The organism is Litoreibacter sp. (assembly GCF_058136045.1).
In genome coordinates this window covers 73,645-90,690 of sequence record NZ_JBYVDD010000007.1, presented here as the reverse complement: position 1 = coordinate 90,690, position 17,046 = coordinate 73,645, and the positions used below count along the sequence as shown (strand labels likewise).

Annotated in this window: 22 protein-coding genes; 9 read left to right on the top strand and 13 right to left on the bottom strand. The window is 55.1% G+C overall.

What is annotated here, in order from left to right:
- Positions 1–9: 9 nt before the first annotated feature.
- Complete coding sequence (locus AC3Y7R_RS11125) at positions 10–1,317, top strand: PepSY-associated TM helix domain-containing protein (protein ID WP_490042118.1); 1,308 nt, start codon at positions 10–12, stop codon at positions 1,315–1,317.
- Between the two features lie 56 nt (positions 1,318–1,373).
- Here the strand turns inward: AC3Y7R_RS11125 and AC3Y7R_RS11120 are convergent, their stop codons facing one another.
- The 4 genes from AC3Y7R_RS11120 to pheT form a co-directional block, all read right to left on the bottom strand.
- On the bottom strand, positions 1,374–1,823 hold the full coding sequence (locus tag AC3Y7R_RS11120; RefSeq protein ID WP_490042117.1) for a YtoQ family protein: 450 nt from the start codon (positions 1,821–1,823) through the stop codon (positions 1,374–1,376).
- A gap of 64 nt (positions 1,824–1,887) precedes the next feature.
- Positions 1,888–2,661 (bottom strand): calcium-binding protein, encoded by a 774-nt coding sequence (locus AC3Y7R_RS11115; RefSeq protein ID WP_490042116.1) that lies wholly within the window; start codon positions 2,659–2,661, stop codon positions 1,888–1,890.
- A gap of 184 nt (positions 2,662–2,845) precedes the next feature.
- Positions 2,846–3,712 carry a calcium-binding protein gene (locus tag AC3Y7R_RS11110; protein WP_490042115.1) on the bottom strand — a complete coding sequence of 289 codons (867 nt, stop codon included), beginning with the start codon at positions 3,710–3,712 and terminating at the stop codon, positions 2,846–2,848.
- A gap of 135 nt (positions 3,713–3,847) precedes the next feature.
- A complete protein-coding gene (gene pheT / locus AC3Y7R_RS11105; RefSeq protein WP_490042114.1) occupies positions 3,848–6,235 on the bottom strand; it encodes a phenylalanine--tRNA ligase subunit beta in 2,388 nt (795 codons plus the stop codon).
- Between the two features lie 219 nt (positions 6,236–6,454).
- On the opposite strand from pheT, the gene AC3Y7R_RS11100 reads away from it, so the two are divergent.
- Together AC3Y7R_RS11100 and AC3Y7R_RS11095 are read left to right on the top strand one after the other, a co-directional pair.
- Positions 6,455–6,649 carry a hypothetical protein gene (locus AC3Y7R_RS11100; protein WP_490042113.1) on the top strand — a complete coding sequence of 65 codons (195 nt, stop codon included), beginning with the start codon at positions 6,455–6,457 and terminating at the stop codon, positions 6,647–6,649.
- A 48-nt stretch (positions 6,650–6,697) separates the two neighbouring features.
- Positions 6,698–7,378, top strand: coding sequence for a hypothetical protein (locus AC3Y7R_RS11095; protein ID WP_490042112.1), 681 nt, complete (start codon positions 6,698–6,700; stop codon positions 7,376–7,378).
- Here the strand turns inward: AC3Y7R_RS11095 and pheS are convergent.
- On the bottom strand, positions 7,368–8,441 hold the full coding sequence (gene pheS, locus AC3Y7R_RS11090; RefSeq protein ID WP_490042111.1) for a phenylalanine--tRNA ligase subunit alpha: 1,074 nt from the start codon (positions 8,439–8,441) through the stop codon (positions 7,368–7,370). The genes AC3Y7R_RS11095 and pheS overlap by 11 nt on opposite strands.
- 301 nt (positions 8,442–8,742) lie before the next feature.
- Here pheS and AC3Y7R_RS11085 point away from each other — a divergent pair, with 301 nt between their 5' ends.
- The 3 genes from AC3Y7R_RS11085 to AC3Y7R_RS11075 are packed head-to-tail and all read left to right on the top strand — an operon-like array spanning position 8,743 to position 9,952.
- The gene (locus AC3Y7R_RS11085) at positions 8,743–8,880 is read left to right on the top strand and encodes a hypothetical protein (protein ID WP_490042110.1); all 138 of its coding nucleotides are present in this window, start codon (positions 8,743–8,745) and stop codon (positions 8,878–8,880) included.
- Between the two features lie 18 nt (positions 8,881–8,898).
- Positions 8,899–9,726, top strand: a complete 828-nt coding sequence (locus AC3Y7R_RS11080; RefSeq protein ID WP_490042109.1) for an OmpA family protein — start codon at positions 8,899–8,901, stop codon at positions 9,724–9,726.
- A 22-nt stretch (positions 9,727–9,748) separates the two neighbouring features.
- On the top strand, positions 9,749–9,952 hold the full coding sequence (locus AC3Y7R_RS11075; RefSeq protein WP_490042108.1) for a hypothetical protein: 204 nt from the start codon (positions 9,749–9,751) through the stop codon (positions 9,950–9,952).
- Positions 9,953–9,961: 9 nt separating this feature from the next.
- Here the strand turns inward: AC3Y7R_RS11075 and AC3Y7R_RS11070 are convergent, their stop codons facing one another.
- From AC3Y7R_RS11070 to pyk, 5 genes are all read right to left on the bottom strand, one after another.
- Positions 9,962–10,402 carry a BLUF domain-containing protein gene (locus AC3Y7R_RS11070; protein WP_490042107.1) on the bottom strand — a complete coding sequence of 147 codons (441 nt, stop codon included), beginning with the start codon at positions 10,400–10,402 and terminating at the stop codon, positions 9,962–9,964.
- Between the two features lie 160 nt (positions 10,403–10,562).
- Positions 10,563–10,925, bottom strand: coding sequence for a 50S ribosomal protein L20 (rplT, locus tag AC3Y7R_RS11065; RefSeq protein ID WP_394197547.1), 363 nt, complete (start codon positions 10,923–10,925; stop codon positions 10,563–10,565).
- Positions 10,926–10,937: 12 nt separating this feature from the next.
- Positions 10,938–11,138 carry a 50S ribosomal protein L35 gene (rpmI, locus tag AC3Y7R_RS11060; protein WP_490042106.1) on the bottom strand — a complete coding sequence of 67 codons (201 nt, stop codon included), beginning with the start codon at positions 11,136–11,138 and terminating at the stop codon, positions 10,938–10,940.
- Between the two features lie 129 nt (positions 11,139–11,267).
- Positions 11,268–11,492, bottom strand: a complete 225-nt coding sequence (locus AC3Y7R_RS11055; protein ID WP_490042105.1) for a hypothetical protein — start codon at positions 11,490–11,492, stop codon at positions 11,268–11,270.
- Positions 11,493–11,522: 30 nt separating this feature from the next.
- Positions 11,523–12,971, bottom strand: a complete 1,449-nt coding sequence (pyk, locus tag AC3Y7R_RS11050; RefSeq protein WP_490042104.1) for a pyruvate kinase — start codon at positions 12,969–12,971, stop codon at positions 11,523–11,525.
- Between the two features lie 178 nt (positions 12,972–13,149).
- Here pyk and AC3Y7R_RS11045 point away from each other — a divergent pair, with 178 nt between their 5' ends.
- The 3 genes from AC3Y7R_RS11045 to AC3Y7R_RS11035 are packed head-to-tail and all read left to right on the top strand — an operon-like array spanning position 13,150 to position 14,031.
- Complete coding sequence (locus AC3Y7R_RS11045) at positions 13,150–13,449, top strand: DUF1244 domain-containing protein (protein WP_490042103.1); 300 nt, start codon at positions 13,150–13,152, stop codon at positions 13,447–13,449.
- Positions 13,450–13,507: 58 nt separating this feature from the next.
- A complete protein-coding gene (locus AC3Y7R_RS11040) occupies positions 13,508–13,768 on the top strand; it encodes a hypothetical protein (RefSeq protein WP_490042102.1) in 261 nt (86 codons plus the stop codon).
- Positions 13,765–14,031, top strand: coding sequence for a hypothetical protein (locus AC3Y7R_RS11035; protein WP_490042101.1), 267 nt, complete (start codon positions 13,765–13,767; stop codon positions 14,029–14,031). The genes AC3Y7R_RS11040 and AC3Y7R_RS11035 overlap by 4 nt, the downstream gene beginning before the upstream one ends.
- Before the next feature lie 3 nt (positions 14,032–14,034).
- On the opposite strand, the gene AC3Y7R_RS11030 is transcribed toward AC3Y7R_RS11035, so the two are convergent.
- The 3 genes from AC3Y7R_RS11030 to dgcN are packed head-to-tail and all read right to left on the bottom strand — an operon-like array spanning position 14,035 to position 16,886.
- Positions 14,035–14,892 (bottom strand): D-amino-acid transaminase, encoded by an 858-nt coding sequence (locus AC3Y7R_RS11030; RefSeq protein WP_490042100.1) that lies wholly within the window; start codon positions 14,890–14,892, stop codon positions 14,035–14,037.
- A 4-nt stretch (positions 14,893–14,896) separates the two neighbouring features.
- Positions 14,897–15,862 carry an N-acetyl-D-Glu racemase DgcA gene (gene dgcA / locus AC3Y7R_RS11025; protein WP_490042099.1) on the bottom strand — a complete coding sequence of 322 codons (966 nt, stop codon included), beginning with the start codon at positions 15,860–15,862 and terminating at the stop codon, positions 14,897–14,899.
- Positions 15,863–15,884: 22 nt separating this feature from the next.
- Positions 15,885–16,886 (bottom strand): N-acetyltransferase DgcN, encoded by a 1,002-nt coding sequence (gene dgcN / locus AC3Y7R_RS11020; RefSeq protein WP_490042098.1) that lies wholly within the window; start codon positions 16,884–16,886, stop codon positions 15,885–15,887.
- Positions 16,887–17,046 lie beyond the last annotated feature (160 nt).

Genomic DNA, 17,046 nt, shown 5'->3' with positions numbered 1-17,046 from the left:
ATATCTAAAATGACCGACATCCCATTGTCGGCATCGGATCGGTCTAACCTGACCTCCGGTGCCTTTTATCGTCTCGTATGGAAGTGGCACTTCCTCGCGTCTCTCTATGTCCTACCGTTCATGTTTGTGCTGTCGCTGACGGGCGGCATCTACCTCTACAAACCCCAACTCGAAGGCTGGCTATACGCTGATCGCCTGACTGTGGAGGCCGGCCAAACCCGCCAAAGCTACGAGGCCCAGCTTGCCGCCGTTGAGGCCACAGCCGGCATAACCCGCGTGCGTGGCGTCAAGACGTTTAATGACCCGGAACGCTCCACAGTGATCGAGTTTAATGACGCAAACAAAACCCGCTCCTACGCGTGGGTGGACCCATATACGGCACAAGTTCTTGCCGTTACTCCACGGGACGAAACCCTGATGCGGATGGTCAAAAAGTTCCATGGGGAATTACTGATGGGCAAGTTTGGCACCAAGTTCGTCGAGCTGGCCGCGCATTGGGCCATCGTGATGTTCATCACAGGGCTGTACCTATGGTGGCCACGTAGCCCGCGCACCCTGAAAGCTGCGGTGGCCCTGCCTGGCAAACCAAAAAACACGCGCGGCTGGTGGCGTCAAACTCATATGTTCACCGGCTTTTTAGCCTCAGTGTTAATCCTTCCAATCCTGTTCACCGGCCTACCTTGGACCGATGTATGGGGCGGCGGATTATCCTATATTCAAGCCCAAACCGACACCAAATCTAAAAGCCTGCGCTTTGGGGGTTCCGTGCCAAACTCCACCACCTCAGAGGGCCAAACGATCGCCATGGATCGCGTCTTTACCGTGGCCGCAGCACAGGGGCTAAAGCCGCCCTACGAGCTGCGCCCGCCGAAATCCGAAAAAGCCGCCTTTTGGGTTCGGTCCGCCAGCACCGCGCGCAGCGAACAAACGGAGTTGATCATCGACCAGTATTCTGGCGAAGTCCTCAAACGGCATGATTTCGACCAAAATCCGGGCGTTGCTAAAGCCGTATCCTGGGGCATCTCATTTCACCAAGGAGAGCTATACGGGTGGCTAAACGTCGTCCAGAACACCCTTGCAGCGGCGCTAGGTGCAATACTGGCAGTCTCAGGTTTTGCCGCATGGTGGATACGGCGACCCAAAGGTGAATTGGGCGTCCCCGCTGCTCCCGAGGCCTCAATTGGGGTTGGAATGGCTATCTTAATTCTAGCCCTAATGATCCTCCTACCGCTGATGGGAGTGTCGCTTTTGGTGGCTCTCGGACTTGACTGGCTGCTGTTTCGCCGCCTTGGCTGGTTCCGCGCACGCAGCGATTAAATCAACCGCAGCCTTCCCAAGTTAGATTTTGGGAAGGCTGCTTGCCTTATGCCTCGCTACTTCGGCAAGTCGCCAGTCAGCACATAGCGCAAAATATCTGCAACTTTGGCCGGATCATCGGTGACCGCCAATGCCGCTGCATCCACCTCTTTTAGCGCGTGTTGATGGTCCGCCCCGTGCACCACAATCAGGGATTTTCCCAAAGCAGCCGCGAAGCCTGCATCAAAGGCCGCATTCCATTGTTTGTATTTTTCGCCAAAGCGCACGACAACCACATCGGCCTCCGTGATGCCTTTACGGGTGCGGATCGCGTTCACCATCGCGCCCTTGTGGTCATGCCAGTATTTCTGATCCTCGGACCCTAAAATAGCGACCCCGCAATCATCAGAAGCCGCATGATCCGTCACAGGCGTATCAAAGCTAACATCAAGGCCGCGCGCGCCCTCGATAATCTGCTCTCGCCAATCAGAGTGAATTTCACCTGATAAATAAACCTTCAGCGCCATGGTATTTGTCCTTTTTCCAAGTTCCCCTAGAAATCGGCCCTATAGGCGCTGAAGGCAAGTCGTATTACCCGACAACAAAGATGGCTTCGCTCAGGTAGTGGCTCAAGAAGTCCCCATGGCTCACGCCATCCAGTGTCAGAGTGTCATTGAAGCCAATGTCAATCTCCGTACCGCCTTCACCATTGTCCGAGGAGGTAAGATCAACCTCGCCCGCAACAAACAGTGCAAACCACTCTGATCCGGTCATGCCGCCAACCACAAGCTCATCAATCCCAAGCTGGAAGTCAGTGATCGTTACATCAGCCGATTTCTTCGAGGACTGGTAGACGAACTCGAAAGTATCAGCACCAGTGCCGCCTGTCAGAATGTGGTCAGCACCTTTTTTCAAGCGCGCCACGATCAGATCATCACCAGAGCCACCATCGGCTGTGGAGGTATGATCGCCGGTGTTCACGGTGTCATTCCCAGCACCGCCATCAAGCGTGTTGTTTCCCTTGCGGCCGAAGATGAAATCGTCGCCAGAACCGCCGTCAATCACGTCGGCTCCATGGCCGCCGTCAATATAATCATCGCCGCCTGCGCCATTGATCACATCGTTGCCACGCCCACCAAAAACCCTGTCGTTTCCGTTCCCGGCGTTGATCACATCATCACCGTTCCCAGTGCGGATGTAGTCATTCCCCAGCCCGCCAAAAACGTCTTGCGATGTGTTATTCGTGATGATCGTGTCATCGCCATCGCCAGCCGAGATAACATATTGTGTCACCCCCGGAATGTCGAAAGCAGTCGTGTTAATGTAGTCATCCCCAATCGTACCGTGCAGTGTAACAATAGTCATTTACTTCCCCTCGTCGTACCAAACTCCACTAGAATCAGCGGAGCACCGCAGACGTTAACAAGGAAAAGCCATATGGTCGCCCGATTTGAGCCACATTTGGATCTAGAAAACGGGCTGTTTCCCAAATGGAAACGCCCGCCTCCCAAGTGAGAGGCGGGCAATTCAAGCTAAATTTTCAATTATTTCAAACTATTAGCGCATCGCTATAAGCCGCTGTAAACGCATCTATGTCAGTATCCTCAAAGGTCACCGTAAGCCCGCGATCCAAGCGTAGAACCATGTCATCGCCAGTTTGGGTTAATGTTGCAGCCTCATTCCCAGCCAAAAAGCTGGCCATGTAGTCATCACCGCTGACGCCCGCCACTACGAAATCATCTTCATCGAGATCAAAATCCGTAACTGTCACGAGCGACCGCTTTTTCACTCCGATGTTCACAAACTCAAAGCTGTCCGCATCACGACCACCGGTCAACGTATGCCAGCCGCCCTTGCGCGCATCCGCAATCAAACGGTCGTTTCCCGAGCCACCATGGGCAAGGGAGCCATGCACGCCTGTGTCAATCACATCATCGCCCGGGCCACCATATAGCTTGTTGTTCCCTTTGACCCCATAAAGGGTGTCGTCGCCATTGCTGCCGTGAAGAATATCCGCGCCCTGACCACCATAAATCGTGTCATTGCCCGTTTGGCCATAAATTTTATCGGCCCCGGCATCGCCATAGATGATGTCATCACCCGCGCCGCCATGCAGAGTGTCTTCGCCAGCACCCCCGTAAATTGTATCGACCCCCGAGGCACCGATTAAGAGATCATCACCTTCGCCGCCCACAATCCGATCATCGCCCGCACCGCCATTGATTGTATCGTTACCGGCGCCACCAAAGAGCTTATCCTTGCCGCCATGTCCGTTCAGGATATCGTCTTGAGCACTGCCGATCACCACATCGTCGCCTGACTTGGCCTGAACGATGAACCCATCCGTCACACTTGGGTAAAGCAGTGTCGTATCAATCACTTCCCCGTGACCAGTGCCCTTAATTTTATATGGCATGAGATGCCCTCGCTAAGTTACCACCGCCTCAAGCGGATGAAATCAACGAAATATTAACCAAAAGGAGTGTTGTTTCTTTGGCAATTTAATGGCGTTTCAATGGCCATGGTGCAGTCAGAAACTGGCGATGACCCCTTATCCGCGCAATACGCCGCCTGTCGCCTTCGCCACCTTTTCGATGATCTTGGCGCTCATGGCCTCAATCTCTTCATCGGTCAGGGTCTTATCGCGGGGCTGCATGCGCACGGTGATCGCCAGAGATTTTTTACCCTCGCCAAGCGAGCCACCGATAAATTCGTCGAAAACACGCACGCTCTCGATCAGCGCCTTATCCGAGCCAGCCGCAGCATTTACCAAGGTCAACGCCTCCACATCCGCATCCACCACAAAGGCAAAGTCGCGCTCCACGGCTTGCAAGTCTTGCAAGATCAACGCCGCGCGTGTGGCCATCTTGGCTTTGCGGAACGGAACTTCTGCGGGCCAAAGGGTGAAGCCCATCACAGGGCCTTTCACATTAAACGCGCTCAGAATTTTCGGGTGGATTTCACCGAACACGCCCAGAACCTTTTTCGGGCCAAGGCAAATTTTGCCATGCCGTCCGGGGTGCCACCACCCCTGAGCGCCACGCAATATCTGTACCTTCGCAGGCGCACCCATCGCAGCCAAAGCCGCCTCTGCATCCGCTTTCACGTCATACACATCGACAGCGCGCCGCGTGCCATGCACATCTTTTGGCCCTGTATTCCCGACGATCAGACCTGAGGCCAGCAAGTGCTGCTCCCCCGGCTCGCCACCGTGGAACGCCGGACCGACCTCAAACAGTGACATATCGTTAAAGCCACGCGCCTGATTGCGTGCCGCCGCCTGCAACAAACCGGGCAGTAGCGCCGGACGCATATGGCTCATCTCGCTGGAAATCGGGTTCTCCAGTCGCGTTGCATCTGTGCCGCCGCCGAACAATTCGGCCGATTTGGCGTCGATGAACGAATAGGTCACGCATTCATTATAACCAAGCGCCGCAATGGTACGCCGAACGATCTGTTCGCGTTTTTGCATCGGCGTCAGGATCGGCTTCGGAATCCCATCTGCGCGCGGTAAAGGGCGGCCAACCAGTTTGGTCAGTGAGGCAATCCGTGCGACTTCTTCCACCAAATCGGCCTCACCTTGAACATCTGGACGCCAGCTTGGAACCTGCGCCATGTCACCATCAAACACAAACCCCAGCGCCTCTAGTGTCGCGCGCTGCGTTTGCGCCGGAATTTCCATGCCCACCAAGGACTGCACCCGATCTGTATCCAGCTTATAGGCACGCGAATAGTCAGGCATTTTGCCAGCCATGACCACTTCGGACGGCTCACCACCGCAAAGGTCCAAGATCATACGTGTGGCGTGTTCAATCCCCGTAGGCGTCCATTCCGGGTCGATGCCGCGCTCAAAGCGGTACCGCGCGTCCGAGTTGATCTTCAACTTGCGGCCCGTGTGCGCCGTGCGGATCGCATCAAAGAACGCAGCCTCAAGAAACACATCCGTAGTGTCCTCGGTGCACCCCGAAGTGGCGCCGCCCATAATGCCGCCAAGGCTTTCAATGCCATTGTCGTCCGAAATCACAGTTACATCAGGACCAAGCGTATATTCCTTATCATCCAGCGCTGCAAAACTTTCGCCACCCGCAGACAGGTGAACTCGCAGGTTACCAGTCACCTTGTCCGCGTCAAACACATGCAGTGGGCGGTTGTTATCATAGGTAAAGAAGTTGGTGATATCGACGAGGGTCGAAATCGGGCGCAACCCGATGGCCTTCAGCCGGTCTTGCAGCCATTGCGGGCTAGGGCCGTTCTTCACGCCTTTAATCAACCGACCATAAAAGACAGGACACGCATCCGTGGCTTCTATGGTCACATTAATCGGGCATGGGAACATACCAGCCACCGGCTCCACATCCCGCGACTTCAAGGTGCCAAGCCCGCGCGCCGCTAAGTCGCGCGCAATGCCACGCACGCCCAAAGCATCGGGGCGGTTTGGGGTGATCGCGATCTCGATAACCGTATCAACTTTCGAGGGATCGTTCTCGGCCAGCCAATCAGTGAAACTCTGCCCTACCTCACCCGAAGCCAGCTCAATAATGCCGTCATGCTCCTCCGACAACTCCATCTCGCGCTCCGAGCACATCATCCCGAAACTCTCGATGCCGCGGATCTTTCCAACACCGATCGTGGTATCAATGCCCGGCACATAGACGCCCGGCTTGGCGATAACGACTTTGATACCTTCGCGCGCGTTGGGTGCGCCGCAAATAATCTGGACCTCGCCCTCATCGGTTTGCACCTGACAGACGCGAAGCTTATCCGCATCCGGGTGCTTTTCCGCTTTATTAACATATCCGATGGTAAAAGCGGACAAGCGCTCGGCAGGGTTCTCTACCCCTTCGACCTCTAAGCCTAGGTCGGTCAGTGCATAGGTAATCTCGTCAAGGCTCGCCTCGGTTTCAAGGTGGTCTTTTAGCCAGGAAAGGGTGAATTTCATGCCGCGCGCCTTCGTGTGTATAGAACATAATAGGTCAATCAACCCAGTCGACCCCGTGCTACCCCATCAATAAGGCAAGTGAAAGTGCTCGCAGACGCATCTGTCACCCCACAGATGTTAACGATTGTTCCGGTTAGCCTTAATCCTGCCACAATTTGGCACCAAGTTTGTCACAAGTGGGGCAGTTATTAGTGATTCTCAAATTCTGAGGTAGAGGTTATGAATTTTCTGTTCGACATTATGGCTTCGGTCTTCAAGCCGTCGCTGATCGCACTGACCATTGCTTTTGGTGTGGCCATCATTTCGTTTAACGACTCGCCCCTCACCGTGGGAGGTGACTCGATCGACCTCTCCAACTTGGGTTGCTCGGGACTGCTAAGCAAAATTTGTGGTCCATCGGGCATCCTGCGTTAAAATCCTCTGATTAAGCCAGAGGCTAACCGTTTTCCAAGGGCGGCGCTCATGGCTCATATCCCTCCAACATGTATGCTGCACATCGGTAAGACCGGTGGCAGCTTCATGCGTTCTATCCTGCGCCATAATGAAGACCGCTGGACCAAGCCTCTACATCTGCTAGGCCACGGTGCCACGCTCAAAGGAACTGCTAAACGGTTTGGGGCCGACCGAAAACTAGCTTTTGTAGTTCGCGATCCGGTTTCGCGGTTTTTGTCAGCCTTCTATTCCCGACAGCGACAGGGCCGCCCAACTTACCAATCACAATGGAGCGCCGAGGAAGCCGCCGCATTTTTGTGGTTCGAGACGGCCGAAGACCTCGCGTTTGCCTTAGCCTCAAAATCCCCGCGTGAAAAATCTGCTGCTTTGTTCGCCTTTGAAGCCATCCAACACCTGAAAGCCGACTTGCGGTTTTACCTGGGAAGCGCCGAGGCCGTTTTAGCAGAGCGCGAAAACATCATAATGTGCGTGGACCTGCCCCATATGGACGCTCACCTGTCGGCAATTTTGGAAAAGCTAGGCGTGCCGAATTACGACATGCCGCCAGAACCCAAACGTCACATAGCACCTGACCCTATTCCCGAACTCAGCGCACAAGCCGAAAAAGCCCTGCGTACGCATTGGTCCGAAGAGTTTGAACTATACGACGTCACCTGCAGTATCGCCGCCCAGTTGGGGTTTAGCGGCTAAGGCCGCCTGCCAGATTGGGTTGGTCCAGCGAGGCAAAACCATAGTGGCGCAACCACCGCAGATCGGAATCAAAGAACGCGCGCAGATCAGGGATGCCATATTTCAGCATCGCAAGCCGATCAATCCCGATCCCAAAGGCAAACCCTTGATACTCGTTCGGGTCAATTCCCGCCGCACTAAGCACCTTCGGGTGGACCATGCCGGAGCCCAGCACCTCCATCCAATCATCACCTTCGCCAATCTTCAATTGCCCATCTTTCCATGTGCATTGAATATCCACCTCTGCGGATGGCTCCGTGAACGGGAAGTGCGACGCGCGGAAGCGCGTTTTGATACCTTCAATCTCGAAGAACGCGCCGAAAAACTCTTCCAGAACCCATTTGAGATTGGCCATTGAGACATCTTTGCCAATCGCCAAGCCCTCAATCTGGTGGAACATCGGCGTGTGCGTTTGGTCGTAGTCCGCACGGTACACCCGGCCCGGACAAATAATGCGGATCGGCGCGCCTTGGTCCATCATTGAGCGGATTTGAACCGGAGAGGTGTGCGTGCGCAGCACATGCGGCGCGCGTTCGTCAGCTTCATCACGGTGCAGATAGAATGTGTCCATTTCACCGCGCGCAGGATGGTGACTAGGGATATTCAACGCGTCAAAGTTATACCAATCACTCTCAACTTGAGGACCTTCCGCCACAGCAAACCCCAAATTCGCAAAGATCGCTGAAACCTCTTCGGCCACTTGACTGACCGGGTGGATGGTACCAGCGGGGCGCCCACGGCCCGGCAAGGTTACATCCAGCCATTCCGTGCGCAGTCGTGCATCCAATGCCGCATCCGCCAAGCTTGCCTTTTTAGCCGCCAACGCCGAGTTCACTTCCCCCTTCAATGCGTTCAACGCAGGGCCTGCGGTTTGGCGCTCCTCAGGGGTCATTTTTCCAAGCTCGCGCATTCTCAGGCTAATCTCACCCTTCTTACCCAGCGCGGTCACACGAAGGTCTTCCAACATGGCCTCATCCGAAGCGTCGGCAATTAAGGTTAGATACTTGGCTTTCAGATCGTCCATGACGGCCCCCAGATTGGTGTCGCCTCCTGCTAGCCTTCGCTCGGTATGATTGCAAGTCGCCCACTATATGCACCTTTTTCACACAACATCCTGAAAAAATCGTCATTTTCACGCTTTAAAGCGTGAAAAATCCCACATTACGTTGACCAAAGGTTTCAAAACACAAAATAAGGTGTGATAATCTAAAATATAATCCACCAAAATAAGGTGGATACTACGAGGGAACGAAATGCAGTCCAGCCTATACTCCCATCGCCTTAAGGCGGTGCTACAGCATTCTGTGTGCGAGCTAGGCGTTACCTTGTCTATTGATGACGAGACCGCAGAAATTTCCCTTGCCGAAAACGAGGCACTAATCCGCGAGGCGGCCACTTTCTTAGGCATCAACGTCAACATCGAGAAATCAGGCGGGGCCACGACAGCAATATTTTATCGCTAAGTGACCCGAGGGGGAAAAATGAGTTTCTTAAAGAGTATGGTCAATTTCACCAAGCACCATTCCAACCAGCTAGGCCTTAGCCAGATTAGGCAGCGCGCCAAAGCTACGACTGACTTTCAGCGCACCATATTAGGTGCCTCTTTGGCCTTCATCGCGGTCGGGAGCATCGCCTTTCTTGGACTCCAAAAAATCACCGCGCCAACAGCCCCCTCCCCTACAAAAGCCACGTCACAATCAGCAAGCATCATGCAGCCGCAAGATACCGCACTGCAAATAGCCATGGCGCTGGAAATTCTACGCGAACGAGACGCCGCCAAACGCGCCCAACAAGCAAAAGCACCTCAACTCGCAAGCACGGTGCCAGCGTCCCTCCCTGAAACACCAACACTGGTGTCCAGCACCCCGCGCACTCCCAGTGTGTCGATTGAGCCCGAAGACGCCTCTGCCCAAGTCACCACAATCAACTCTGACCCCGCCTCTGCGCCCTGTTACGCTGAGGTGCTAAAAGTGGCCAAACAGTCGACCATTTTCTTCAAGATTGGCAGTGCACAGTTTGACTCTGACGACACCCCGTCCTTGCGCAAACTTGGGCTATTGATCGCTGACTGCCCTCAGGCAATCATCCATGTCACGGGCCATTCCGACACCTCAGGCAGTGACCTTGCGAACCTCAACCTAAGTTGGCAACGCGCCGATAACGCGGTCTCGGCCCTATCGGCCCTTGGCCTCAATACGGATAGGTTCGAGCCCATGGGCTTCGGCGCACGCTCTCCGCTATCACAAGGCGGAGCATCCGACAGTGAGCAAAACCGCCGCGTTGAATTCGTAGTCCTGCGCGCTCGCTAGATCTGCGGGAAGGGTAAGAAACATGCAAAATCTAATCGTCTTGCTCCTCGCCATGTTGGCCAGTGGTGCCATCGGTTTCTATGTGGCGCGCGAGCGCTATGGCCGCGGGCACAGCAAAACTCAAGGATTGGGCATTCGCCGGGTGCAGCGCCGCGCGCGCGAAGCAGAAACACAGGCCGCCAAGCTAAAATTCGAGCGGGACCGGCTTCACCGGGCGCGCCGCTAAGGCATTACCCTACACAGATATAGTTAGCTTTGTCGGCTCCGAAACCTCAACCATCAGGTCATGTAGCGCATCGAGCAAAGCATCGACATTCACAGTCTCTGGGTCAATTACCGTACTCGCAAAGTAGCGCAAGAAAATGGCACGACTTTGCTTATCCATGCCTTGGCGCAGCCCCATAGGCTGCGTTGAGAACAACCGTTCACGCACGTCAGAGAACGAGAGCAAAATAACATTTGAATGGCGCACATCACGCACGATCTGGTGGAACAGCGCCGACACGTCGACCCGCCCGCCTTCGATCACCTGCACGAAATAATCCCCGTTGTAGTGCAGCATTCCTGTTAGGCTCTGCTTTATATGCTTACGCTTGCAGCCCTTAATCAACGCATCGACGTCCATGTCTACGGACGGGTTGCGCTGGCTATAGTAAACTAATCGAGTGAGGTTCATGTCGGCCTCCGAAAAATACATAAAACAAGATGTAGTAGTTTCGCGCAGAGCCTACACCAAGATCAAGTGAAAACGGGCTTCATGGCTTGCCACAACAAAAAACGCCGCCGGATTTCTCCAGCGGCGCGTAATTTTCGGCCATCGTATGGGCGTATATTTATTAAGCCAGTGCGGCTTTGGCTTTCTCAACCACTGCCGCAAATGCGTCAGGCTCGTTCACAGCCAAGTCAGCCAGCACTTTGCGGTCAACTTCGATGCCAGCCAATGTCAGGCCATTGATAAAGCGCGAATATGTCAGCGCTTCGTCGATTGCACGGCAGCCTGCGTTGATCCGCTGAATCCACAGCGCGCGGAAGTTGCGCTTGCGGTTTTTGCGGTCACGGGTTGCGTATTGGTTGGCTTTGTCCACCGCCTGCGTAGCTACGCGGAAAGTGTTTTTGCGACGACCTTGGTAGCCTTTGGCTGCCTTAATGATCTTTTTGTGGCGTGCGTGGGTTACGACGCCGGATGTTACTCTGGACATATCAAATTCTCCTTAGCGCGCGTATGGCATGTATTTTTTAACGATCTTCTCATCTGCTGCGCAGAGAAGCGTCGTGCCGCGCGCGGTGCGGATAAACTTGGTAGAGCGCTTGATCATGCCGTGGCGTTTGCCTGCTTGACCAGCTTTGACGCGGCCCGAGGCCGTCATCTTGAAGCGCTTTTTAGCGCCTGATTTTGTCTTCATCTTCGGCATTTCCATCTCCTTAAAGATCGAGTGGTGTTGCGCGCGACTCGGCATGCCATTCGCCGGACGTGCGGTTGAAGGCGTTTCCTATGGGCAAATTCGCCCCTTTGCAAGCCTTGGATGCCAATCAAAGCTACTCTATCGAATAAAATCCGCCACAACCCCCGCAAATACATCAGGAAGGTCCGCGAAAGCATAGCCACCGGGTGAATTGTAGAGAGAAAAGATGATCATCCCCCCCGATATCACGGCAGCCACAGTCGCCACCCGAGGCGCGCCACCATCAAGAATAGCCGACAAAATAGCGGGAATTGTCAGCACACCAATCACAATGCCCAAAACAAGAATAAGATCGTAGTCCATAATCGCCTCCTTAATAAGGAATGCGGCAATCTATTCAGGATCGGAGCTATAAATCAACCGTTCAGCACAGGGTGCGACGCGAAGGATGTTTGTTGTTCCCGGCTGGTTGAAGGGCACACCCGCAGTAACCACGATCTGGTCATCCTCGGTTGCAAACCCGTCTTCGCGGGCAGCACGGGCGGCATTGATCACTGCGGTCTTAAAGCGCTCGACCTCACCTGCGGTCACGACGCAATGCGTCCCCCAGCTCAAAGACAGCCGCCGCGCGGTGCCAACCAATGGGGTCAGCGCAATGATCGGAACATGCGGCCGCTCGCGTGACACCAGCAAAGCCGTAGTGCCTGATTGGGTAAAGCAGCAAATAGCTTTAATATCGGTGGTTTCCGCAATTTCACGCGCCGCGACCACAATGCCATCAGCCACGGTGGTTTTCTTACCACCACGTTGCGCCGCAATGATGTCGGCATAATTCGCGTCGCTTTCCACCGAGATGGCCACATTATTCATCGTGGTCACAGCTTCGATCGGGAAGCTGCCTGCGGCAGATTCAGCGGACAACATGATCGCATCGGTGCCCTCGTAAATAGCAGTCGCTACGTCGGATACTTCAGCGCGCGTTGGCATTGGGCTGTCGATCATTGACTCCAGCATTTGGGTCGCCACGATCACCGGTTTGGCCACAGCACGGCAGCGGCGGATCAGGCGTTTCTGAATTGGCGGCACGTCTTGCACCGGCAGTTCAACACCAAGGTCGCCACGGGCAACCATGATACCATCCGACACCTTCAGGATCGCATCAAACGCCTCAACCGCGGCGGGTTTTTCAATCTTGGACAAGATTGCAGCGCGCCCATCGGCCAAGTCGCGGGCCTCCAGCACATCCTCAGGACGCTGCACAAAGGACAGCGCCAGCCAGTCGACACCCAATTGGCAGACGAATTCCAAATCCTTGCGATCTTTGTCAGACAGGGCCGCCAGCGGCAGCACCACATCCGGCACGTTCACCCCTTTTCGGTTTGATATAGTGCCGCCAACCGTCACCTCGCAATTGGCATAATCCGCGCCGCAATCTTTGACTTGGAGTTTAATTTTTCCGTCATTGACCAAAAGGTTAGACCCCGGCTTGAGCACGGCAAAGATTTCTTTATGCGGCAGTTGCACCCGCGAGACCGTCCCCTCGGTGGCGTCCAGATCCAGCCGAAAGGGCGCACCCACTTCCAGCTCTTCTTCGCCATTAGCAAACACCCCGACGCGCAGCTTTGGCCCCTGAAGATCCGCTAGAATGCAGATCGGGCGCCCGACGTCTTTCTCGACCCGGCGGATAATTTCATGACGCACTCGAATCTCGGAATGATCGCCATGGGACATATTCAACCGGAACACGTCCGCCCCCGCCTCAAACAATGCGCGGATCATCTCATAGTCATCGGATGCTGGGCCAAGGGTGGCCACGATCTTTACGTTACGTGTTCTTCTCATCTGGATCATCCCTTGGTCAGCTAATGTTAGCGGTATCATATGGCGGATATAGCGCAGGCCCGCAACTGGCGCTTGCCCGTATTGAAGGGTATTGTGCACACAATTGTAACAGGCAAACCAGCCGTGACCTCTGAAACCCACAAAAAAGACGCACAGCCAGCCCTAAAGGAACATGACCATGGACGCTCAAACACAGTTGGAACTTGAAGCCGCCGCCTTCCGCACCCTGCAAACCCACCTGCAACGCCGCACCGATGTACAAAACATCGACATGATGAACCTTGCGGGATTTTGCCGCAATTGCCTGAGCCGTTGGTATCAAGAAGCCGCCAACGTGCGCGGCATTGAGATGGACAAAGACCAAGCCCGCGAAACATTCTACGGCATGCCCTACGATGACTTCAAAGCGCAACACCAGACTGAAGCCACGGACGCCCAGAAAGCCGCCTTTGAAATCTCTCACAAAGACGCCATCTGAATGTTACTTTGGCACCATAGCGCCTTTGTGCTATGATGCCCGCAAAGGAGACCAAGGTATGAAACGCCTTTTACTTGCTTCCATATTGACCGCGCTGGCCCTACCCGCCAGCGCCAGCCAATCCCCGATGCGTGACCATGTTGCCCAAGAACTGCCAATCTGGGGCTACACTGACGTGGATGTCCAAACCCTAACGCGCCGACAGGTGGTCCATATCAACCACCTGCTTCACAGCAACAAATCGCCGTCGCAAATTCGCGGCAACATTGGTGCAGTTTTAGGTGACAGCATTCTGAAAATGCTGTTCGAGCGCAAATGATCCGCGCCGCACTCATCGCCGCCGCCTTAGCGCTGGCCACCCCCGCCATTGCCGCGCCGAACGCGCAGTTGGTGCGCTCGGTGCAGCACCGCCTGAATATTTTGGGCTTTCAGCATATTGACGCGGGCACGCTCAGCACAATGCAAATCTCGGCGCTGCATATGAAACTGCAAGGTCCCTACACGTCTACCTTCCGCCGGGTTCGCACCCAGCAAGAGGTGAAGGTTATTCTCGGATGGGAAAAGAAAGACGAGAAGAGGTAGCGCCTAGAGCGCTTGCTTCATGCTTTCTTCCAGATATATCTCACGCAAACGCGCCGCCGATTTACCCGGCTTACCGTCCCCCAAAGCAACGCCGTCGATCTCTACCACTGGCATCACAAAAGTAGACGCCGAGGTGATAAACGCCTCATCCGCGTCCTTGGCTTCCTCAATGGTGAAGGGGCGTTCCTCAACTTCCATCTGCGCAGATTTTGCATAGGCCAACACCGCAGCGCGGGTAATTCCATGCAAGATTTCACAGCCTAGGTTGCGGGTAATAATCTTGCCGTCTTTGACAATATAAGCGTTGTTGGAGCTACCTTCGGTCACATGGCCATCCTCAACCAGCCAAGCATCATCAACGCCAGCGGCCTTGGCCATCATCTTGGCCATCGACGGGAACAAAAGCTGTGTCGTCTTGATATCGCGGCGCGCCCAGCGCTGGTCATCCACGGAAATGATCTTCATGCCGGTGGCGATTTTGGGGCTGTTCAACAGGTTTGCAGTTTGAGTGAACAGCACGATGGTCGGCGTCACATCCTCTGACGGGTACACAAAATCCCGATCACCGGGATTGCCGCGTGTCACCTGTAAATAGATCATGCCCTCGACCAACTCATTGCGCTTAACCAACTGGTGGTGAACTTCCAGCAAATCCTCGGGGCTAATCGGGTTCGTCATGCCCAGCTCATCCAACGAGCGCTGCAACCGTGTCACGTGGCCCTCGAAAGCCAGTATTTTACCGCCCAGCACGGAAGTAACCTCATACACCGCGTCAGCGAAAAGGAAGCCGCGATCAAAGACCGAAACCTTGGCCTCGGCTTCAGGCAGGTAGTCCCCGTTCAGGTAAACGATGCGGCTCATATCTCTATCCCCATAGCTGAGGCGTTGGCGCATGGACGCCCGCCTCGTCAAAAATCAAAGGTTCCCTACGGTCTTCGGCCAGAAGCAGCGGGCCGTCAAGGTCGGTGAACGCCACACCCTGCGCCAAAATGGTTGCCGGAGCCATCGCCAGCGACGATCCGACCATGCAGCCCACCATCACGCCATAGCCCTGTGCCAACCCCGCGTCCTTCAAGGCCAAGGCCTCTGTTAACCCTCCGGTCTTGTCCAACTTAATGTTAATGACATCATATTTGCCCTTCAATGACGGCAAAGACGCGCGGTCATGGCAGGCCTCATCGGCGCAAACTGGCAAGGGGCGTTCAATTTCCGCCAGCATATCGTCTTCGCCCGCGGGCAAGGGTTGCTCCACCAGTTTCACCCCAAGACGCACCAAATGCGGTGCCAGATCCGAATAAACCTCGGCGGACCACCCCTCGTTTGCATCAATAATAATCGGCGTGTCCGGCGCACCACGGCGCACCGCCTCTAGGCGCGCCATGTCATCTGGCGTACCCAACTTGATTTTCAACAAAGGGCGAAAACTGTGCTTGCGCGCACTGGCTTCCATCGCATCCGGCTCTGCCAGCGATAACGTATAGGCGGTAATCTCGGGCTTAGGCGCGGGCAATCCCAACACGTCCCAGACCCGCACGCCAGCCTGCTTGGCCTCCAAATCCCACAACGCACAATCAACCGCGTTGCGCGCGGCCCCCGCAGGCAACGCCCCCTGCAAAGCTGTGCGTGTGATGCCAGAGGACAACGACAATATCTGGCGGGTCACGGAATCCAGCGTCTCGCCGTAACGGGCGTAGGGTACACATTCGCCTTGGCCCACCACACCGTCACGGGCCACGCGAACCGTCAGCACTTGCGCCTCAGTCCGAGAGCCGCGCGAGATGGTGAACACCTCGGCCAGTTTGAACACGTCCTTGTTAACTGTAATGCTCATCGCGCGCGCCTCCTTGGCTCAATCAAAGTGCTTCTAACGCATCTACCAACCGTTCCGCACCAAAGCGATAAGGATCTGTTGTTGGCAAACCCATCCGGGTCTCGACCTCCGCCAGATAGGCCTTCGCCTCATCCTCGCTCATATGCTGGGTATTGACCGAAATGCCAATCACTTCACACGCCGGATTGGGCACGCGGGCCAGTGTCAGCGCCATGTCACGCAGCGTCTCTAGCGTCGGCAAATCATAGCCCGGCAATCCGCGCATATGAGTGCGGGTCGGCTCATGCGCCAACACCAATGCGTCCGGCTGGCCGCCGTGGATCAACGCCATAGTCACGCCAGAATACGACACATGAAACAGGCTGCCCTGCCCCTCGATGTGATCCCAGTGATCCGCGTCATTGTCAGGTGTCAGATACTCAACCGCGCCCGCCATAAAATCGGCAATCACCGCATCCAATGGCACACCGCCACCCGTGATCAAGATACCGGTTTGACCAGTTGGCCGGAAGGTGGATTTCATGCCGCGTTTGCGCATCTCGGCATCCATGCACAGGGCTGTATACATTTTACCGACAGAGCAATCTGTGCCAACCGCAAGTACCCGCTTGCCCGTGCGTTTCTTGCCAGTCGCAATCGGGTAGGCCACGGACGGGATACGCACATCAAACAATGTGCGCCCATTCACCCGCGCCGCCGCTTGCAATTCATTCTCGTCACGCAACAAATTGTGCAATCCAGATGCAATATCGTAGCCTAAGTTCAGCGCCTCAACGAGCACCTCTCTCCAGGCTGTCGAGATAACACCGCCACGGTTTGCCACGCCAATCACCAGCGTTTTGGCACCCGCATCAAGCCCCTCTTGAAGGGTCATATCCGTCAAACCAACCGATGCACCACAGCCGGACAAGCGGAACTGGCCAATCGCATTCTCAGGACGCCAGTCTTTGATCCCTTGGGCCACTTTTCCTGAAAGCGCATCTGGCGCATCGCCGAGAAAGAGAAGGTATGGTGTCTGGATCATGGCGGTTCCCCGAGTAAATTAAATTCAACCGGAGCATATATTTATTCTTGTCGGAGATTTTCCGTAGACCTTCGCCTCAAGGGTTGTTTTTAGGCGATTTCACCGTAAGTCGCTAAATTTCTCGAAGATTCTTCGATTGAACCTCTCCGCCGGTGCAAAC

Excerpts from the sequence above, each read along its gene's own strand:
- pheT (WP_490042114.1), bottom strand. The coding sequence starts at position 6,235 with ATGAAATTCACCCTTTCCTGGCTAAAAGACCACCTTGAAACCGAGGCG.
- AC3Y7R_RS11045 (WP_490042103.1), top strand. The coding sequence starts at position 13,150 with ATGGACGCTCAAACACAGTTGGAACTTGAAGCCGCCGCCTTCCGCACC.
- AC3Y7R_RS11035 (WP_490042101.1), top strand. The coding sequence starts at position 13,765 with ATGATCCGCGCCGCACTCATCGCCGCCGCCTTAGCGCTGGCCACCCCC.
- AC3Y7R_RS11110 (WP_490042115.1), bottom strand. The coding sequence starts at position 3,712 with ATGCCATATAAAATTAAGGGCACTGGTCACGGGGAAGTGATTGATACG.
- AC3Y7R_RS11125 (WP_490042118.1), top strand. The coding sequence starts at position 10 with ATGACCGACATCCCATTGTCGGCATCGGATCGGTCTAACCTGACCTCC.
- AC3Y7R_RS11120 (WP_490042117.1), bottom strand. The coding sequence starts at position 1,823 with ATGGCGCTGAAGGTTTATTTATCAGGTGAAATTCACTCTGATTGGCGA.
- AC3Y7R_RS11100 (WP_490042113.1), top strand. The coding sequence starts at position 6,455 with ATGAATTTTCTGTTCGACATTATGGCTTCGGTCTTCAAGCCGTCGCTG.
- rpmI (WP_490042106.1), bottom strand. The coding sequence starts at position 11,138 with ATGCCGAAGATGAAGACAAAATCAGGCGCTAAAAAGCGCTTCAAGATG.
- pyk (WP_490042104.1), bottom strand. The coding sequence starts at position 12,971 with ATGAGAAGAACACGTAACGTAAAGATCGTGGCCACCCTTGGCCCAGCA.
- AC3Y7R_RS11080 (WP_490042109.1), top strand. The coding sequence starts at position 8,899 with ATGAGTTTCTTAAAGAGTATGGTCAATTTCACCAAGCACCATTCCAAC.
- dgcA (WP_490042099.1), bottom strand. The coding sequence starts at position 15,862 with ATGAGCATTACAGTTAACAAGGACGTGTTCAAACTGGCCGAGGTGTTC.
- AC3Y7R_RS11040 (WP_490042102.1), top strand. The coding sequence starts at position 13,508 with ATGAAACGCCTTTTACTTGCTTCCATATTGACCGCGCTGGCCCTACCC.
- AC3Y7R_RS11070 (WP_490042107.1), bottom strand. The coding sequence starts at position 10,402 with ATGAACCTCACTCGATTAGTTTACTATAGCCAGCGCAACCCGTCCGTA.
- AC3Y7R_RS11055 (WP_490042105.1), bottom strand. The coding sequence starts at position 11,492 with ATGGACTACGATCTTATTCTTGTTTTGGGCATTGTGATTGGTGTGCTG.
- dgcN (WP_490042098.1), bottom strand. The coding sequence starts at position 16,886 with ATGATCCAGACACCATACCTTCTCTTTCTCGGCGATGCGCCAGATGCG.
- AC3Y7R_RS11030 (WP_490042100.1), bottom strand. The coding sequence starts at position 14,892 with ATGAGCCGCATCGTTTACCTGAACGGGGACTACCTGCCTGAAGCCGAG.
- AC3Y7R_RS11095 (WP_490042112.1), top strand. The coding sequence starts at position 6,698 with ATGGCTCATATCCCTCCAACATGTATGCTGCACATCGGTAAGACCGGT.
- AC3Y7R_RS11075 (WP_490042108.1), top strand. The coding sequence starts at position 9,749 with ATGCAAAATCTAATCGTCTTGCTCCTCGCCATGTTGGCCAGTGGTGCC.
- AC3Y7R_RS11115 (WP_490042116.1), bottom strand. The coding sequence starts at position 2,661 with ATGACTATTGTTACACTGCACGGTACGATTGGGGATGACTACATTAAC.
- pheS (WP_490042111.1), bottom strand. The coding sequence starts at position 8,441 with ATGGACGATCTGAAAGCCAAGTATCTAACCTTAATTGCCGACGCTTCG.
- rplT (WP_394197547.1), bottom strand. The coding sequence starts at position 10,925 with ATGTCCAGAGTAACATCCGGCGTCGTAACCCACGCACGCCACAAAAAG.